Source organism: Pulveribacter suum, assembly GCF_003013695.1.
Classification (GTDB): Bacteria; Pseudomonadota; Gammaproteobacteria; order Burkholderiales; family Burkholderiaceae_C; genus Melaminivora; species Melaminivora suum.
This window is the reverse complement of sequence record NZ_CP027792.1, coordinates 1,238,642-1,256,090: the sequence shown is the minus strand read 5'-3', so window position 1 is coordinate 1,256,090 and position 17,449 is coordinate 1,238,642. Positions and strand designations below refer to the sequence as shown.

15 protein-coding genes are annotated in these 17,449 nt (G+C 70.8%); 5 read left to right on the top strand and 10 right to left on the bottom strand.

The features are described from left to right. Nucleotides 1–178: 178 nt before the first annotated feature. Nucleotides 179–2,938, bottom strand: coding sequence for a DNA polymerase I (gene polA, locus C7H73_RS05695; protein WP_106847551.1), 2,760 nt, complete (start codon nucleotides 2,936–2,938; stop codon nucleotides 179–181). A gap of 81 nt (nucleotides 2,939–3,019) precedes the next feature. Between polA and C7H73_RS05690 the strand changes: the two genes are divergently transcribed. The 5 genes from C7H73_RS05690 (at nucleotide 3,020) to C7H73_RS05670 (ending at nucleotide 6,998) form a co-directional block, all read left to right on the top strand. Continuing rightward, the gene (locus tag C7H73_RS05690; RefSeq protein ID WP_227001428.1) at nucleotides 3,020–3,448 is read left to right on the top strand and encodes a hypothetical protein; all 429 of its coding nucleotides are present in this window, start codon (nucleotides 3,020–3,022) and stop codon (nucleotides 3,446–3,448) included. Next, nucleotides 3,445–4,650 (top strand): serine hydrolase domain-containing protein, encoded by a 1,206-nt coding sequence (locus tag C7H73_RS05685; RefSeq protein WP_106845761.1) that lies wholly within the window; start codon nucleotides 3,445–3,447, stop codon nucleotides 4,648–4,650. The genes C7H73_RS05690 and C7H73_RS05685 overlap by 4 nt, the downstream gene beginning before the upstream one ends. Nucleotides 4,651–4,693: 43 nt before the next feature. Beyond that, nucleotides 4,694–5,059, top strand: coding sequence for a hypothetical protein (locus C7H73_RS05680; protein ID WP_106845760.1), 366 nt, complete (start codon nucleotides 4,694–4,696; stop codon nucleotides 5,057–5,059). 80 nt (nucleotides 5,060–5,139) lie between these two features. After that, nucleotides 5,140–6,093 carry a homoserine kinase gene (locus C7H73_RS05675; RefSeq protein ID WP_106845759.1) on the top strand — a complete coding sequence of 318 codons (954 nt, stop codon included), beginning with the start codon at nucleotides 5,140–5,142 and terminating at the stop codon, nucleotides 6,091–6,093. A 101-nt stretch (nucleotides 6,094–6,194) separates the two neighbouring features. Next, nucleotides 6,195–6,998, top strand: a complete 804-nt coding sequence (locus tag C7H73_RS05670; protein WP_106845758.1) for a BPSS1780 family membrane protein — start codon at nucleotides 6,195–6,197, stop codon at nucleotides 6,996–6,998. 56 nt (nucleotides 6,999–7,054) lie between these two features. On the opposite strand, the gene C7H73_RS05665 is transcribed toward C7H73_RS05670, so the two are convergent. The 9 genes from C7H73_RS05665 to C7H73_RS05625 form a co-directional block, all read right to left on the bottom strand. Next, on the bottom strand, nucleotides 7,055–9,286 hold the full coding sequence (locus C7H73_RS05665; protein ID WP_106845757.1) for a PhoX family protein: 2,232 nt from the start codon (nucleotides 9,284–9,286) through the stop codon (nucleotides 7,055–7,057). A 125-nt stretch (nucleotides 9,287–9,411) separates the two neighbouring features. Then, nucleotides 9,412–9,648, bottom strand: coding sequence for a zinc ribbon domain-containing protein (locus tag C7H73_RS05660; RefSeq protein WP_106845756.1), 237 nt, complete (start codon nucleotides 9,646–9,648; stop codon nucleotides 9,412–9,414). A 3-nt stretch (nucleotides 9,649–9,651) separates the two neighbouring features. Further along, on the bottom strand, nucleotides 9,652–10,350 hold the full coding sequence (locus tag C7H73_RS05655) for an OmpA family protein (protein WP_106845755.1): 699 nt from the start codon (nucleotides 10,348–10,350) through the stop codon (nucleotides 9,652–9,654). Next, nucleotides 10,347–10,943: a DUF4352 domain-containing protein gene (locus C7H73_RS05650; RefSeq protein ID WP_106845754.1), complete on the bottom strand. Its 597-nt coding sequence runs from the start codon at nucleotides 10,941–10,943 to the stop codon at nucleotides 10,347–10,349. The genes C7H73_RS05655 and C7H73_RS05650 overlap by 4 nt, the downstream gene beginning before the upstream one ends. A gap of 35 nt (nucleotides 10,944–10,978) precedes the next feature. Then, a complete protein-coding gene (locus tag C7H73_RS05645) occupies nucleotides 10,979–11,386 on the bottom strand; it encodes a hypothetical protein (RefSeq protein WP_106845753.1) in 408 nt (135 codons plus the stop codon). 11 nt (nucleotides 11,387–11,397) lie between these two features. Further along, on the bottom strand, nucleotides 11,398–12,153 hold the full coding sequence (locus C7H73_RS05640) for an SEL1-like repeat protein (RefSeq protein WP_106845752.1): 756 nt from the start codon (nucleotides 12,151–12,153) through the stop codon (nucleotides 11,398–11,400). An 11-nt stretch (nucleotides 12,154–12,164) separates the two neighbouring features. Then, nucleotides 12,165–13,307, bottom strand: coding sequence for a hypothetical protein (locus C7H73_RS05635; RefSeq protein WP_106847549.1), 1,143 nt, complete (start codon nucleotides 13,305–13,307; stop codon nucleotides 12,165–12,167). Between the two features lie 93 nt (nucleotides 13,308–13,400). Next, nucleotides 13,401–13,826 carry a hypothetical protein gene (locus C7H73_RS05630; RefSeq protein WP_106845751.1) on the bottom strand — a complete coding sequence of 142 codons (426 nt, stop codon included), beginning with the start codon at nucleotides 13,824–13,826 and terminating at the stop codon, nucleotides 13,401–13,403. Nucleotides 13,827–13,867: 41 nt separating this feature from the next. After that, nucleotides 13,868–17,422 (bottom strand): beta strand repeat-containing protein, encoded by a 3,555-nt coding sequence (locus tag C7H73_RS05625; RefSeq protein ID WP_157948323.1) that lies wholly within the window; start codon nucleotides 17,420–17,422, stop codon nucleotides 13,868–13,870. Nucleotides 17,423–17,449 lie beyond the last annotated feature (27 nt).

Below are 17,449 nucleotides of genomic sequence, written 5' to 3'. Positions count from 1 at the left end.
TCGGTTGTGCTGCTCTCCATCGGATAGCGGGTGGTGACGAAACATTCGTCCCCACAGGCCTACCGGCGGGCAGGGCTCCTGAATGTACTACCGTCCACCTGGAGCAGCGGGCTGCAGCCAACGGGCGACCGCTCGGCGCCAGGGCCCGGCGCCGTAGCCCCAACGGGCGTTCGCACCCTCAGTGCGCCTCGTCCCAGTTGCTGCCAAAACCCACTTCCGCCAACAGTGGCACCTTGAGCTGCGCCACCTCGGCCATGATGCGCGGGACTTCCGTTCGCACCCACTCGCGCTCGCCTTCGGGCAGCTCGAACACCAGTTCGTCGTGCACCTGCATGACCATCAGCACCTCGGGCCGCTCACGGTCCAGCTCCTGCTGCACCTGCACCATGGCCATCTTGATCAGGTCGGCGGCCGTGCCCTGCATGGGCGCATTGATGGCGGCGCGCTCGGCGGCGGCGCGCCGGGGGCCGTTGGGCGAATTGATCTCGGGCAGCACCAGGCGGCGGCCGAACACCGTCTCGACGAAGCCGCGCTCCTTGGCTTCCAGTCGCGTCAGGTCCATGTAGCGCTTCACGCCGGGGTAGCGCTCGAAGTAGCGGTCGATGTAGTTCTTGGCCGCCGCCGTGCCGATGCCCAGACTCTTGGCCAGGCCGAAGCTGCTCATGCCGTAGATCAGGCCGAAGTTGATGGTCTTGGCGTAGCGGCGCTGCTCGCTGCTCACCTGATCCAGCCCCACGCCGAACACCTCGGCGGCCGTGGCGCGGTGCACGTCCAGACCGTGGGTGAAGGCGGCCAGCAGCGCCTCGTCGCCGCTGATGTGCGCCATGATGCGCAGCTCGATCTGGCTGTAGTCGCAGCTGGCGATCAGGCGTCCGGGCGGGGCAACAAAGGCCTCGCGGATGCGCCGGCCTTCCGCTGTGCGGATGGGGATGTTCTGCAGGTTGGGCTCGTTGCTGGACAGTCGGCCTGTGACCGCCACGGCCTGCGCATAGTGCGTGTGCACGCGGCCGGTGCGCGGATCGGCCAGCTGGCCCAGCTTGTCGGTGTAGGTGCCCTTGAGCTTGCACAAGGACCGGTGCTCCAGCAGCGTGGCGGGCAGCGGGTAGTCCTCGGCGAGCTTTTCCAGCACCTCCTCGTCCGTCGAGCGCGCGCCGGTGGCGGTCTTCTTGATGACCGGCATGCCCAGCTTGTCGAAGAAGATCTCGCCCAGCTGCTTGGGGCTTCCCAGGTTGAACGGCTGGCCGGCGATTTCGTAGGCCTGCGTCTCCAGCGCCACGATGCGCTGGCCCAGGTCGCGGCTTTGCGCAGCCAGGGCGCCGGCGTCGATCAGCACGCCATTGCGCTCGATGCGAAACAGCGTCTCGCTGCAGGCGATCTCCAGCTCATAGATGGTGCGCAGTTTCGGCTCGCCCTCCAGCTGCGGCCACAGCACGCGGTGCACGTCCAGCGTCTGGTCGGAATCTTCGCAGGCATAGGCCGCCGCCTGCTCCACCGCCACCTGCGAAAACGGGATCTGCTTGGCGCCCTTGCCGCACAGGTCTTCGTAGGTCAGCCCGGTGCGGCCGGTGTGGCGCTCGGCCAGGCTGGACAGCCCGTGCGGCTTGTGCACCTCCAGCACGTAGCTTTGCAGCATGGTGTCGTGCACGTAGCCGCGCACCTCGATGCCGTGGTTGGCCAGCACGTGGCGGTCGTACTTGACGTGCTGGCCCAGCTTGGGCGCGGCCGGGTCTTCCAGCCAGGGCTTGAGGCGCGCCAGCACTTCATCCAAAGGCAGCTGCTCGGGCGCGCCCGGGCCGTCGTGCGCCAGCGGGATGTAGGCAGCGCTGCCCGGCTCCACGCTGAAGCTCAGGCCGACGATGCGCGCGCGCAGCTCGTCCAGCGACGTGGTTTCGGTATCGAGCGCCACCAGCGGCGCAGCCTGGATGCGCGCCAGCCACTGCTCGAACTGCTCCCAGTCCAAAAGGGTCTCGTAGCGCACCTCGCGCTGCTGCGCGGCCTCGGCGACGGCGGTGGCGCTTTCGCCGGCTTGGGCAGGTGTCGCCCCGTCCGGGCCGGCCTGCAGCGCGTGAGCCAGCGTGCGAAAGCCATACCTTTCATAAAAATCGCGCAAAGCGCCCGTCTGCTGTGCGCCGACAGCTATCGAATCAATAGCGTCCGGAAAGCCCGCCAGGGCATCCGACAGGTCGCAGTCGGTCTTGATGGTGACCAGCTGGCGCCCCGTAGGCAGCCAGGGCAGCGCGCCGCGCAGGTTCTCACCGGCCACGCCCTTGATGGTGTGGGCGTTGGCAATCAGTGCGTCCAGCGAGCCGTGCTCCGCCAGCCACTTGGCGGCCGTCTTGGGCCCGACCTTCGGTACCCCGGGCACGTTGTCCACGGCGTCGCCCACCAGCGTCTGGAAGTCCACCATCAGCGAAGGCGGCACGCCGAACTCGGCCGTCACGCCGGCCACGTCGCGGCGCTTGCCGCTCATGGTGTCCACCACCATGACGCGCTCGTCCACCAGCTGCGACAGGTCCTTGTCGCCGCTGGCGATCACCACGCGCAGGCCGCGCGCGGCCGCGTGCCGGGCCAGCGTGCCGATCACGTCGTCCGCCTCCACGCCCTTGATGCACAGCAGCGGCCAGCCCAGCAGGCGCACCACCTCGTGGATGGGCGCGACCTGCGCGCGCAGGTCATCGGGCATGGCGGCGCGGTTGGCCTTGTAGTCGCCGTACAGCGCGTCGCGGAAGGTGGGACCGCTGGCGTCGAAGATGCAGGCGGCGTAGGCGGCGGGCACTTCCTTTTGCAGCGCGGCCAGCATGTTGACCATGCCGCGGATGGCACCAGTGGCGGGGCTGGTCGGGTCGCCCGGCACGGCGCGCAGGTCGGGCATGGCGTGGTAGGCGCGGTACAGATAGCTGGAACCGTCCACCAGCAGCAGGGTTTGGGGGTCGCTCATGGCGGCATTTTGCACACGATGGCGTTACGCGCGGCGGCACAATGGGTGCTTTTCCAACCCGGCAACGCCCTCGCCCGCTCCATGTTGAAACGCTCCCTGCTCGCCTTCGCGCTGACCGCCTGCGCCACGCTGGCCACCGCCGCCCAGCCGCAGTTCACCGACGTGCCGCCCTCCCTGCAAAAGGTGCTGCTGGGCAATGGCCTCAAGAGCGCACAGCTCAACCAGGGCGTGCTGCGCCTGGTCATGGACAAGCCCCAGATCAGCGAGCTGACCTATGCCAGCCTGGTCTACCACGGCATCTGCGCCGAGCAGTGGCGCCACCCCGAAGAGTTCAGCCGCTGGCAGCTGGCGCGCGTGGAGCTGCTGGACGCCGGCGCCAGCCAGGGCTACGCCTTCGATGCACGCGGCGACACCTGCGAGCAAATGGGCCGCATGGGCAAGAACTACCGCGACTTCATCGCCGGGTTCACCACCCCCTGCAAGGGCGGCCAGTGCCCGGGCAAGCCATGAGCGGGCGGATCGGGCGCATTGCCCTGGGCACCGCCGCCCTTCTGACGGCGGCGGCCGTGGGCTACTGGTTCAGCCTGGACAAGGAAACGCGCGGCCTGCTCAAGACGCTGCCCACCAACCGCGACCTGCTGTTTTGGACGCAGGAGCAGCGCGACGCGGCCTTTCGGGCCATGGACCGGCTGCCCGTGCTGGCCCAGTGGCGCACCATGCACGCCAGCGGCACGCCGCGCACCCTGCCCCAGGGCGAGCCGCTGGCGCTGCCCCTGGACGTGGACGCCTACCTGCAGGCGCAGCACGCCGCCGCCCTGCTCATCGTGCAGGGCGGCAAGCTGCGGCTGGAGCGCTACGGCCTGGGGTTTGACGGCAGCGGGCGCTGGACCAGCTTCTCGGTGGCCAAGTCCTTCACCTCCACGCTGGCCGGCGCGGCGCTGAAAGACGGCTTCATCAAGAGCCTGGACGACAAGATCAGCGACTATCTGCCCGACCTGCGCGGATCGGCCTACGACGCGGTGAGCGTGCGCCAGCTCTTGACCATGACCTCGGGCGTGGCCTGGGACGAGGACTACGCCGACCCGCAATCCGACGTGGCGCGCTTCAACAACCACCAGCCCGAAGCCGGCGTGGACGCGCTGGTCAGCTACATGCGCCAGCTGCCGCGCGCCGCGCCCGCCGGCGAGCGCTGGAACTACAGCACCGGCGAGACCAACCTGGTCGGCGTGCTGGTCAGCCAGGCCACGGGCAAGCCGCTGGCGCAGTACCTGGAAGAGAAAGTATGGCGCCCGGCCGGCATGGAGCAGCAGGGCACCTGGCTGCTGAGCAAGACCGGCCAGGAGATCAGCGGCTGCTGCATCCAGGCGGCCGCGCGCGACTACGCGCGCTTTGGCCAGTTCATCCTGGAGGGCGCGCGCTCGGAGGGCACGTCCGTCCTGCCCACGGACTGGCTGGAGCAGGCCACGCGCAAGCAGGCTGACATCGATGTACCGGGGCGCGGCTACGGCTACCAGTGGTGGACGTACGACGACGGCAGCTTCGCCGCGCGCGGCATCTTCGGCCAGGGCATCTTCATTGACCCGGCGCGCCAGCTGGTCATCGTGTCCAACGCCGACTGGAGCGGCGGCGCGCGCGACCCCGTGGCCCTGCCGGCGCGCGAGGCGTTCTACCGCGCCGTGCAGCAGGCAGTGGACGGCGAGGCCGCCCGCTGACCGCCCGGCCGGGCCCGCGGGCGCTCCCGCCTACAATCGCCCCATGCGCGCCCTAGCCCCCCTGCTCCTGCTGGCCCTGGCCGGCCTCCCGGCCTTGGCCCAAAATACTGGTCAAAACAGCCTCCAGCCCAATACTGAAGCGCGTGAGCAGCTATCAGAACAGGAGCAAGCACAACCCGGCCGCCGCTCCCAGCGCGTCGAGCGCATCGTGGTGGAAGACGCCGGCAGCCGCGTGGACGAGCTGCGCGTGGGCGGGCAGACGCAGAGCATCACCGTGCAGCCCAAGACCGGCACGCCCCTGCCCGCCTACGAGGTGCGTGCCGGCGACGGCGCCCGCTCGCGCCCCGGCAACCTGGGCGACTCCGACAGCGTGAACGCCCCGCGCGTGTGGAACCTGGGCCGCTTCTAGGCGCCCTTGCACTGCCTGCGCGGGCCTGCCGCGCTGCCTTCCTTCTTTCCTCTCCCGCCGACCGTCCCGCTCTTCACCCGATGGCCGTCTTCACCGAAGTCTCCAACAAGGAGGCGCGCGACCTGCTGCGCCGCCTGCAGCTGGGCAAGCTGCTTTCGCTGCGCGGCATCCAGGGCGGCATCGAGAACACCAACTACTTCCTGAGCTGCGAGGCAGGCGAGTTTGTGCTCACCCTGTTCGAGCGCCTCACGGCCGAGCAGCTGCCGTTTTACCTGCACCTGATGCAGCACCTGGCGCGCGCCGGCATTCCCGTGCCCGACCCGCAGGCCGACAAGCGCGGCGCCATCCTGCACACCGTGGCCGGCAAGCCCGCCGCCCTGGCCACCAGGCTGCGCGGCCAGAGCCAGCTGGCGCCGTCGGCCGCGCACTGCGCCGCCGTGGGCGCCATGCTGGCGCGCATGCACCTGGCCGGGCGCGACTACGAGCGCAGCCAGCCCAACCTGCGCGGCCTGGACTGGTGGAACGCCACCGTTCCCGTGGTGCTGCCCCACCTGGAGCCGGCGCAGGCCGCACTGGTCCAGTCCGAGCTGGCCTATCAGAACCATGTCGCCGCTTCCAGCGACTACGCGGCGCTGCCGCGCGGGCCCATCCACGCTGATCTCTTTCGCGACAACGTGATGTTCGACGGCGAGGAGCTGACCGGCCTGTTCGACTTCTACTTCGCTGGCGTGGACACCTGGCTGTTCGACCTGGCCGTGTGCCTGAACGACTGGTGCATCGACCTGCCCACCGGCCGCCATGTGCAGGAGCGCGCTGCCGCCCTGCTGGCGGCCTACCAGGCCGTGCGCCCGCTCACGGCCAGCGAGCGCGCCCTGCTGCCGGCCCTGCTGCGCGCCGGCGCGCTGCGCTTTTGGGTCTCGCGGCTGTGGGATTACCACCTGCCGCGCGAGGCCAGCCTGCTGACTCCGCACGACCCCAGCCACTTCGAGCGCGTGCTGCGCGAGCGGGTGCAGCATCCCTGGCTGGCGGATTGACGCGGCCCAAGCCCCCAGGCGCCGGTCTGCGCGCGGCCCTGGGGTAAATTCCCCCGCAGGCTGCGCAGCCGCCCCGGCCCGCGCCAATCCTTCTTGTCTCCATGAAACTGCACATCGTCCCCGCCCGCACGGGCCTGGAATGGACACGCCTGGGCATCCGCGTGTTCTGGCGCCAGCCCATGGCGCTGGCGGCCCTGTTCTTCCTGTGCATGGCGGTCATGTCGCTGGCGGCGGCGCTGCCCCTGGTGGGGCCGGCCGTGGCGCTGGCGCTGCTGCCTTCGGCCACCCTGGCCATGATGGTGGCCGCCGCCGAGGCCAGCCAAGGCCGCGTGCCCACGCCCACGCTGCTGCTGGTGGCCTTTCGTGCCGGGCGCCAGCGGATGCACGCCATGCTCACCCTGGGCGCCCTCTATGCGGCGGGCTTCTTGCTGGTCATGGGGCTGTCGGCGCTGCTGGATGACGGGCAGTTCGCCCGCGTGTACCTGGGCGGCGAGCCGCTGACGCGCGAGGTGGCCGAGTCGGGCGGGTTTCAGGCCGCCATGTGGCTGTCGCTGCTTCTGTACGTGCCGCTGTCGCTGCTGTTTTGGCATGCCCCGGGGCTGGTGCACTGGCACAACGTGTCGCCCGTGAAGGCGCTGTTTTTCAGCATCGTCGCCTGCGTGCGCAACCTGGGGGCCTTCACCGTCTATGGCCTGGCCTGGCTGGGCGTGTTCGTGGCCGCCGGCATGGCGGTGAGCCTGGCGGTGGCGCTGCTGTCGGGCCTGGGGCTGGGCATGGGCTTTGCCGGGGGGGTGATGGCCGGCACCGCCATGATGCTCGCTTCCATGTTCTTCACCTCGGTGGTGTTCACCTTCCGCGACAGTTTCGAGGCGCCCCAGCCGTCGCCTGCTCCCGGACAGGCCTGAAGGGGCGGGCCCTGCACCCGCGCCACCGCGCGCGCAGGGCCACCACCAGGCGTGTGTTAGGTGCCGATCACGCCGCCGTCATCGCGGGTGATGACGATGGTCGCCGAACGCGGGCGGGCATTGCCGCCATCGGGCCAGTGGCTCTGGTACTTGGCCGGATCGGTGATGTCCGCGTCCTTGGTGTCCTCGCCCGGATGCTGGATGTTCACGAAGATCGCCCGGCCGTCGCCCGACTCGGCAATGCCGGTGATCTCGCAGCCCTTGGGGCCCACCAGGAAGCGGGCCAGCTGCGTGCCCTTTTCGCCCGGACGTGCACCGGCAATGGTGTCCTGCGTGCGCCTCGCGCCATCTGCCCCGGTGTTGGTGATGGTTTTCCTGGCGCCGTCGCCGACCTGGCCCGGAACGGCCGCCAGCATCATGCAGTTGCTCACATCGGTATAGGCGCCGTCGTCGGTCTGCAGCCAGGCCAGGCCAGTCGAGACCTGGCTGAACCACAGCCCGTCGGGGCTGGAGAAGTCGTTGTCGGCCGTCAGGCCCGAGATGTTGACGTCCGCCCCCGCCGTGGAGCGGGCGCCGAACAGGTACACGTCCCAAGTGAAGGCGAGGCCCGCGTTGCCGGCGCTCTCGGCAAAGCGCACGATGTGCCCGTTGGGGTTGCCCGCCTGCGCCTTTTGCTCGGCGCCCTTGGGGTCGTTGTAGAAGCGCGGGTTGGCTGCATCGGTCCTGTCCAGCGGGCGCGACGCGGCGTTGGTGTTGGTGAGCGTCACGTACACGTCGCCGGTCCTGGGATTCACGGCGGTCCACTCGGGGCGGTCCATCTTGGTCGCGCCAGCCGCGTCGGCGGCCAGCCGGGCGTGCAGGAGCACGTCGGCCTGGTCGGTGAAGCCATAGGCGGCGCTGGACGCGGTGATGCCGTTCCTGCCCAGGGCCAGCTCCAGCCACTCGCCCGTGCCGTCGGCCTTGAAGCGCGCCACGTAAAGCTGGCCGTCGTCCATGTATTTGTCGCCAGCGGCCAGGCCGCCGGTGGCATCCTTCGGGTCCCAGGGCCTGTTGGACACGTATTTGTAGATGTACTCGTTGCGCGCGTCGTCGCCCATGTACCAGACCAGAGGCTTGCCGGCCTCCACCACGCCCAGGCAGGCGCCTTCGTGGCCGAAGCGGCCCAGCGCGGTGCGCTTCTTGGGCGTGCTGCCCGGCGCGAAGGGGTCGATCTCGACCACCCAGCCGTAGGTGTTGTGGGCGTTGCGGTAGTCGGCTACGGCGCTCCCGCCCGAAGCGTCCAGGTTCCAGCGGTCGAAGCTGTCTTGCTCATCGGCATGGGCGGCGCCCTGGGTCGTGCCCCACAGGCCGTAGAACTCCTGCGGGCCCACGCCGTAGCGCTTGATGGCCGCCAGCTCGCGGGCCGAGCGCCTGGCGTCGTCGGCGGCCGGAGTGCGGGAGAAATAGCCGTACCAGTTTTCTTCGCAGGTCAGGTAGGTGCCCCAGGGCGTGGTGCCGTTGGCGCAGTTGTTGACCGTGCCGCGGGTGCGCGTGCCGTTGGCGGAGTAGCGGGTCTTGAGCGCATCCGCGCCGCGCACGGGGCCGGACAGCTCCATGGGCGTGAGCGTGTGCACGCGGCGGTTGAAGGCCGAGTCCTGCCGGTAGCTCCACCGGCCGTCGGCGCCCTGGATGGTCTCGATCACGCTCACGCCGTGCAGGTAGAACTCGCGCAGCACTTCGCTGGGCTCGGTGCGTTGGCCCCTGATTACGGTGCGGCCGCGGGGGTGCAGGAAGACGGGGGTCAGCGACTCGTGGTTCATCACCAGCAGGCCGCGGCCGCGGGCCTTGGCGTCCCACTGCCCGCCCGCGCCCAGGCCGAACCAGCTCATGCCGTCGTGGTGGTCGCCGGCGCGGCGGTCGTAGGTGGCGGGGTCGTCCGTGCCGTCGTTCTGGTACGCGGCCACGCCCGCAGCGAGCGGATCGCCCAGGCGGTAGAGCACGCTGGCGGTGTAGCCGGCGGGCACGACGACGGCATCGGCCAGGCTCTTGGCCACGGGGCTGAAGCCCAGCTTCAGCCCTGCCGGGGGCTGGACGGGCGCCGGGGCATCCTCGCCTCCACCGCCGCACCCGGCCAGCGCGATGCTGCCCAGCATGGCGCCGCCTGCCGAGGCAAAACCGCCACGCAGCAGGTTGCGGCGGCTCAGCCGGCCTTCGATGAGCGTGGAAAACGAGGGGTTGGCGGTGGTGTTGTAGCCGATGTCATCAGGGTCGATCAGGACCGCCTCGGGCCGGGTCGTGGGTGCGTTCATCTCGCGCTTGCCTTTCGTGGAAATAGCCACCCCAGAACCTGTTGGGTGGCAGACCACGATGCTCCAGGGAGCGTGTGACAGGCGCGTGAAGAAACGGTGACAGCGGCGTGACGGTGCGGCCGACCTCAGCCCTTGGTGAACAAAAAGTACGCCACCACGCACACCGCCAGCGCCACGATCAGCCGCGCCAGCCAGGGCGTGACCAGCCAGGCGCCCAGCACTATCGCCAGCCGGCCCCACACGTGCGATGAGCGCCAGGCAGGCTGGCCGCACTGGGGCTGCAGCGGATGGCCGCAAGCGGGGCAGGCCGCCGCCTGGGTCGAAACCTCCCGGCCGCATTCGGGGCAACGTATCAGTGCCATGCGTCAGCCTCCGGCAGGCAGCCCGATGAGGATTTGCACGCGCCGGTTCAGCTGCCGGCCCTGCGGGTCGTCGCGGCCGTCGGGCGTGGTGTTGGGGGCGACGGGCTGGCGTTTGCCCTGGCCCTGGCTTTGGGCCGCGCGCCCGGCCTGCTGGCCCAGCGCCTGGGCGACGGCCTGGGCCCGGCGCAGTGACAGGGCATCGTTGTAGGCATCCGTGCCCTTGGCGTCGGTGTGCCCCACCACCGTGATGGGGGCCTGGGGGTAGCTGCGGATCAGCTCGGCCGCCTTGGCGATGGATGGTGCGGCGTCCGGGCGCAGCTGCGCCTTGTCGAAGTCGAACAGCACATCGGCCGGCAGGTCGATGGAGATCGCTTGCTGCGGCGTGGACTCGGCCTTCAGCTCGGCCAGCAGCGCCCGCGTCTGCGCCAGCCGCTGCGGCGGCACCTCAGCCTCACGCAGGAGGGTCTGTGGCCCTTGCCCTGCCTGAAGCCGGGTGGTGTCGGAGCGGGGCGTGAGCCCGCCGGGCGTGGTTTTGGGCTGCAGCACGGTCGCCGGCGCGCTGGCGGGCGCCAGCTGCGTGGCGGCCTGCGCCAGCGGCTGGGCACTGCGGACCACCGGCACACCTTCCGCGGCAGCTGCCGTGCACAGCAGCAGGCCTGCCGCCCAGGGCAGCAGCGCCTGAAGCCTGGGTCGCTCGCTCATCCGCCGGCCTGCAGGGGCAGCTCCATCACCAGGCCCGGGGCGACGATGTTGTCGCCATCATTGCCGTCGTTGAAGACCAGTCGCAGCTTGCGTGCCGTGACGGGCACGCTGCCCAGGAACACCAGCTGGCCGTCCAGCGTCTGGCCCTCTCGGATGGTGATGTCGCGGTTGCCGTCAGGCCGCTTGATGTGCAGGCGCGCACCGCCCTCGTCCTCCAGGAAGGTGTCGGCCAGCGCCAGCATGGTGCTGTCGGTGATGCGGTTGGCAAAGGAAATGCTCACGTCCAGCACCGTGGCGTCGCTGCCAAGCTCAATGCCCTTGACACGCACGGTGACGCCAGCCGGAGCCACCCCCTGCACGCCCAGTGGCAGCTTGCGGGGCGTGGCGGCGGATGCAGCGGGCGCGGCAGGCGGCGCAGCAGGCGGCTCCACCGCCGGGGCAGCGGGCGCTGGCGGGGCGGCGGGCGGGGCAGCGGGCGCCAGCGCGGGTGCGCTGGGCGGCGGCTGCGTGCTGGCTGCCTGGTCCTTGCAGCCGGCCAGCGCCAGCGCGGCCAGGGCCAGGGCCGCCACCGGAAAGGAAAGAGACTGAATCACTGGTGTTCTCCGTGTTCTGTATTGCCACCCTGCCGTCAGCGGACGCGGATGCTGTTGACCTGTGCCGGCGCGTGCCCGTCCACCGGGGCCGGGCAGTCGCGCGTATCCACGCCGTGCGTGTTGCGGCCCTGCACGATGACGGTGCGCCCGTCCAGGCGTGCGCCCTGGACATCGACGCTGTTGACGTTGGCACCACCCGGCCCGCAGACCACGCCGCTGGCCTGGTTGCCCGATGCCTCGATATGGTTGCCCCGCGCCTGCCGGGAGGCTGCGGCGGCGGGCGCCGGCGCCACCGGCTTGCCACCCGGCGGGCCGATGTGCCCCTGGGGACCGATGGGACCGCGCGGGCCCGGGGCATCCGCCAGCGCCGGGCTGGCCAGGCAGGCAGCTGCCAGCCACACCAGGGCCATGGCCGAACCCTTGGAAAATGCGTGGCCTTTCATGTCTGGTCCTCTCATCGCCCCTGCGAAGGGGGCGTGCCGGGCAGGCGCGCGCCCGGCAGCGCGGTGGCTCCCGGATCGCTGCGCCCCGGCAGGGGCACACCTGGCAGACCGCTGCCCGGGACGGTGGACGGCGCCGCTGCAGACGCCCCCGGCGCGGCCGGGCCGGCGTGCTGCACCTGCGCCTGCAGCTCGGCTGCGAAGCGCTCTGCCAGGGCCACCTCTTCCACAGCCATTTCGGCGCCCAGCTGGTCGATGACCTGGGCTACGTCCTGTCCGGCTTCTGCGGTGCCCGGCAGGGCCAGGCGCTGCGCCAGGCGTGCGTAGCCCAGCGCCTTGACCTTGTCCTGCGGCGTGCCCGTCCCTTGCCGGTTCATCTCGGCCAGCCGCTGCATGGCATGCGGGTCGCCGCGCACGGCGGCCAGCAGGTACCAGCGATAGGCCTGCCCGGCGTCTGCCAGGCCCGAGCGGCGGCTGCCGTACGCATCGCCCACCAGCGACAGCAGCTGCGGGTTCTGTGTGGCCAGAGCCTCGCGCTGCAGCCGCTGCAACTCGTTGCGGTACAGCGGGCCCTGGCAGCCCAGGTCGGTGACGCCCTTTTGCAGCGACAGGTTGCACGACTCCAGAAAGCGCGCTCCGGTGCTCGCAGCGGGTGCGCCCGCCCCCGCCGGCAGCGCGCCCTGCGCCGGCATGGCCGGCGCGCCTGCGGCGGTCTGGGCCTGGGCCGCAGCCGTGCAAAGCAGCAGTGCGGCGATCAGTGCGTGCTGCACCGTGGCCCTCCTCATGCGCCCGCCTTGGCATTGGCGCTGGCACCGGTCTGGGCGGCTGCGCCGTCCCAGGGCATGGGGACGTTGAAGAACAGTGGCTCAAAACCCTCCCAGCTCATCACGTCCACCGCTCCCAGGCTGGCAAAGCGGCTGTCATAGACGGACTGCAGCGCGGCACGCGTGGGCTCGTCGTACTGCTGCGTCACCTGCAGCGGCTGGCCGTACTTGCGCAGCATGACCTGGATCAGCCCCACCTTCAGCTCCGGCGCCAGGCCGTTGAAGGCGGCGCGCATGTTCTCCACCACCACCGGGTCCGGCGTGCCGCCAGGGATGCAGCGCCAGTACGGCGTATTGGTGGCCTTGCCGACCAGCTCCAGCACGCTCAGGTCCACCAGGGTGCGGATGGCGGAGTGGCGCCCCTGCAGGTATTTACCCTCGAGCTTGAAGCCGAAGGCGTCACCGTAGAAGCCCAGGCTGGCGTTGTTCTCGGCGCTGAAGTTCAGCACCTTGACGGCGTTGGATGCCTGGATGCGCGGCACCATCTGCTGGGTGGAGAAGCTGACCAGGTTCAAATCCAGCGCGAGCGCCGAATAGATGGCCGTGCGCTTGATATCACCGCCCAGGGTGACCGTGCCGTTGCCACCGCCGAACTCGATGCCCGCCGAGTTCACGCGTCCCGCGCCGGCAATGGCACGGTCGAACTCGGTCAGCGCCCCGGTGATCAGGAAGTCCGGCATGGTCACGCCAAACTTGGCGCCCAGCTGGGCTTGGGACACCAGGTATTCCGGGTGGTAGGGCACGTAGACCACGCGCGTTCCGATACGGTTGACGGCGGTGCGCACCATTTCGGTGATGTCGCCCGGGATCTCGGCGCCCGCCAGCGGACTGGACAGGTTCGTGGCGTCCAGGATGTTGCGCGTCTGCAGGTAGATGACGGGATCGCCGTCCTTGTAGATGTCCAGCATGTGCCCGAAGCGCCCCAGCGCCGTTGCGTAGGCGCTCAGGTTGGTCACCGGCAGCAGCTTTTGCGCTTCGCGCTCCTGCAGCAGCCGATCGGCATCGCCCAGGGCGTTTTCAGTCGTGGCACAGCCGCCCAGCAGGGCCAGAGCGAGCGCGGCGCCTCCCCAGCGCCTGCAGCTTGTTATTGTCTTTTTCATGGTGGTTGTAGTCTTGGTGGTGACGCGAGCCGCCGCCACCTCCCTGGCGCGGCGGCACGCCGTGTGCCTGCGGGCCAGCGCCCGCCTGGCGGATCAGCGTGAATTGAGCACGGTGATGTTTTCCACGCCACGGCCTTCCACGTACAGCGTGACGTTGCCCGTCACGTTGCCCTGGATGACGGGGCTGGCGATGCGCAGCGAACCATCGGCTCCGCGCTGCACATCGGAATAGTTGGTGCGGATGACCACGTTTTGCTGGTTATCGGGCAGGCGCAGCGTGCCATCGGGCTGCAGCAGCGCGCTCTGGTCAACCAGCGTGTTGCGCGCGATCGCCCGGGCTACGCGGGCCTTGGCGCTCACGGCCGGATACACACCGTCGTTCAGGCGCACGCCGCTTTGCGCCATGTCCTTGTAGGCGCCCAGCTGCTCGCCGTAGTTGACCATCTGTGCCTGTGCGCCGCCGGCGCACAGCACCAGCGCCACAGCGGCGCCGCGAAGGAAGAAGGAGAAAGGCTGCATGAAGAACTCCTGAATCGAAAATATCCCGGGGCCGGCAGCGCCTACATGCTCAGCAGGTTGACCGCCGGCAGCACCGTGACCGACTGGTTCACCACGCCCGAGGAGGGCACGGCGTAGGTATAGCCGGGGTTGGCCGCGAAGGCCGCATTGCCGGCCACGCCGGCCACGCCGGTGATGGCCCCGCCGACGTTGCGCACGCTGCCCGAGGTCATGCCTGCCGCCGCGGCCGTGGAGTTGCCCACGATGGTCACGGCGCCAGTCACCACGCCCTGGTTGATGAGCGAGTTGGACACCCCGCCGGCCAGCGCCCTGCCCTGGTTGCCGATGATGGCCACGGTGCCGGCAAGCACGCCCTGGTTGACCACAGAGTTCACCGTGCCCCCCATGGTGGCGCCGCCGCGATTGCCGGCAATGACCACGTTGCCCGTCAGCAGGCCGCGGTTGTCCACGCTGTTGACCGTGCCCCCGCCCGTGGCGCTGCCCTGGTTGCCGGAGATGACGATGTTGGCGCCGCGGATGCTGCCGCTGTTGCGCACGCTGTTGACCAGCCCGCCGCCCCGGGCGCTGCCGGTGTTGCCGGCGATGAGTACCTGCGCCGCGCTGGCGGTGCCGCTGTTGTCCAGCATGTTGACCTGGCCGCCGCCCTGCGCGCTGCCCTGGTTGCCCAGAATGGTGATCTGCGCCGCGCTCAGCGAGCCGTTGTTGCGCACGCTGTTGACGCTGCCGCCGCTGGCCGAGCCGCTGTTGCCCAGCAGCGCGATCTGGCTGCCCGTGATGCGGCCCTTGCCTACCACGCTGCTGACCACGCCGCCCGCGTCGGCCCGGCCCTGGTTGCCCAAGATGGTGATGCTGCCGCCCTGCAGAGAGCCGGCCACGTCCACGCTGTGGGCCGTACCGCGCTGCGCGCTGCCCTGGTTGCCCGCCACCGCGACCTGCGAGCCGCGCACGCTGGCACCCTGGCGCACACGCACGCTGCTGCTCAGGCCCGCTTGCCCACCGCTTGACGATGCGCTGCCCTGGTTGGCCACGATCTGCACGGCGCTGCCGCTGATGGCGCCTTCCGTGTACAGGCTGCTGGCCAGCGCCGGCTGGCCGCCGTCGGACTGCACGTTGCCGGACGTATTGCCGGCAATGCCCACCTGCACGCCAGACATGCTGCCTGCGCCCTGCACCACGCTGTTGGCCGCGGCCAGGCCTTCGTTGGCGCGCACGCCAGCGGCCTGGTTGCCGGCCAGCACCAGGCTGGCAGCACGCAGCTCGGCCAGGGCCTGCACGGCATTGGCGTTGGCCTGCCCTACTCCCTTGCCCCAGGCAGCCAAGCCGGCCACCGTGCCCTCGCGGCCCTGGCTGCGCACGTCCGAGGCGGTGTTGCCGGCCAGCACCACGCTGCTGCCCTGCACCTGCGCCTGCCCGTTGAGCGCCAGCGCGTTGGCGTTGACACGGCCGCCCTGCGCCTGCAGCTGGCGCACCTGGTTGCCCGCCACCAGCAGGGACGAGTTGGACAGCAGGGTGGACGACGGCCCATCCATGTACAGCGCATTGGCTGCCAGCACGCCATTGCCCTTGGAGCCCACGCCCAGCACCTGCGACGCACCGCCCTCGGCGCGCACCTCCTGCGCGGCGTTGCCCGCCAGCACCACGGTGCTGCCCTGCAGCCGCGCGCCGCGGTAGCCGGCCAGCGCGTTGACCAGGGCCGTGCCCCCGTCGGCATGCACGCCCGTCGCCTGGTTGCCAACGATGGTCCAGGCCGAGGCGGCATCCGCCGCGGCGCCGTCGTGCAGCACCAGGGCGTTGGCCGCCGCGCGCGCGCTGGCGCTGCGCGAAGCCACCCCGGCCCCGGCCGACGCGGAGCTGGCCCTGGCCGAAATGGCGGAAGCCGTGTTGCCCGCCAGCGCGCCCGCGGCCGACAGCCGTGCGGACCGCCCGCCCCCGTCCTCCAGCGCCACGCTGTTGGCCATGGCCACGCCGCCCTGCGCCTGCACCTGCGCCGCGCGGTTGCCGGCAATGGCAAGGCTGGCGGCATCCAGCTGCGACCCCGTCACGGCCAGCGCATTGGCCAGCGCGCTGCTGCTCTGGGTGGCGGTGAACAGCACCCCCGCGCCCGCCTGCATGGCGTAGCCGGTGGAGCTGACGCCTTGGGCCTGGTTGCCCGCCAGCGCCACGGCGGACTGCTGCACCCGCCCTTCGCTGACCAGCAGGCTGTTGGCGGCCGCCAAGCCGCCGCGGCCCGTGACCTGCTGCGCCGTGTTGCCGGCCAGCGCCACCTGGGCCTGGGCCAGGGTGGACTGGCGGTCAGCCGCTACGGTGTTGGCCAGCGCGCGCCCGTTGCCCTCGAAGCCGGCCACGGCGCCGCCACCGATGCTGCCTGAGCCGCCCACGGTGCTGACCTGGGCCGCCGTGTTGCCAGCGATCAGCACCTGGCCGCCGGCCACCGAGGCGTCGTCCAGCCACAGGCTGTTGGCCACGGCGGCGCCGCCAGTGGCAACCACCGTGTCGGCGCGGTTGCCCGCCACGTCGTGCCGCGGCGCATCCTGCAGGCTGCCGCGCAGCACCGAAATACTGTTGGCCAGTGCGGCCGCGGACATCCGCACGTCCGCCAGCGCACCGCGCAGCACCGAGGCCGCGCCGCCCCAGGCACGCACGCCAGTGGCTGTGTTGCCCGCCAGCGTGGCCTGGTAGTTGCTGCCCGCCCGGTGCTCGGACAGGCTGATGGAATTGGCCAGCGCACTGCCGCCGTCGGCAGCGACGCCCGCGGCCTGGTTGTCCGTCTGCAGCACGCGGGCATCGGTCAGGCTGCTGCTGGCCAGGGTCAGGGCATTGGCCGCGGCCACGCCGGCCAGTTCCACCTGCGCGATGGTGCCCCGCCCCACGCCGGCCGCGCCGCCGCCGGCACGCACGTCGTGCGCCCGGTTGCCCGCCTGCACCACCTCGGTGCGCGTCAGCTCGCTGCGCGCGGCCGTCACGGCATTGCCCAGGGCGGAGCCTCCAATGGACGTGATCTCGTTGGCCTGGTTGCCGCTCAAGGTGATATGGGATTGCCGCATGGCTGTGGCGTCCAGCAGCACTGAATTGGCCGTCGCCCGCCCGGGCAACTGCAGCGAGCCCGTACCCAGCAGCACTTCGCTCTTGGCGCCGAAGGCGGAGACGTTGGATGCGCGGTTGCCCACCACCTGCAGGCTGCTGGCGGTGAGTTGCCGGGGCCCTGTGCTGCTGGCTGCCAGCACGGCGTTGGCCGTGGCCGCGCCGCCCAGCGCCGTGACGAAGCCCGCGACCTCATTGCCCAGCACCTGCACGCGTGACTGGCGCAGCTGCATGGCGGCCAGGCCGGCCACGTTGGCCTGCGCCGTGCCGGCCAGGTCCACCTGCATGCCGGCATTGGCCAGGGCCGAGCCCTTGCCGCCCGTGGAGACCACCTGGGCGCTGGAACGGTTGCCCTGCACCCGCACCTCGCTCTGGCCGTCGACCTCGGAGCCTGGGCTGTTGCGATGCCAGCCCAGGCCGGCGAGCATCGATTCCTGCGCCGCTGCGCCCAGCGGCAAGGCCGCCGTCAGGGCGGCCAGGCCGGTCAGTGCCAACGCACGGTTCTTCGCTTGCATCCACACATCCTTCGTTGAGCCAGGCAG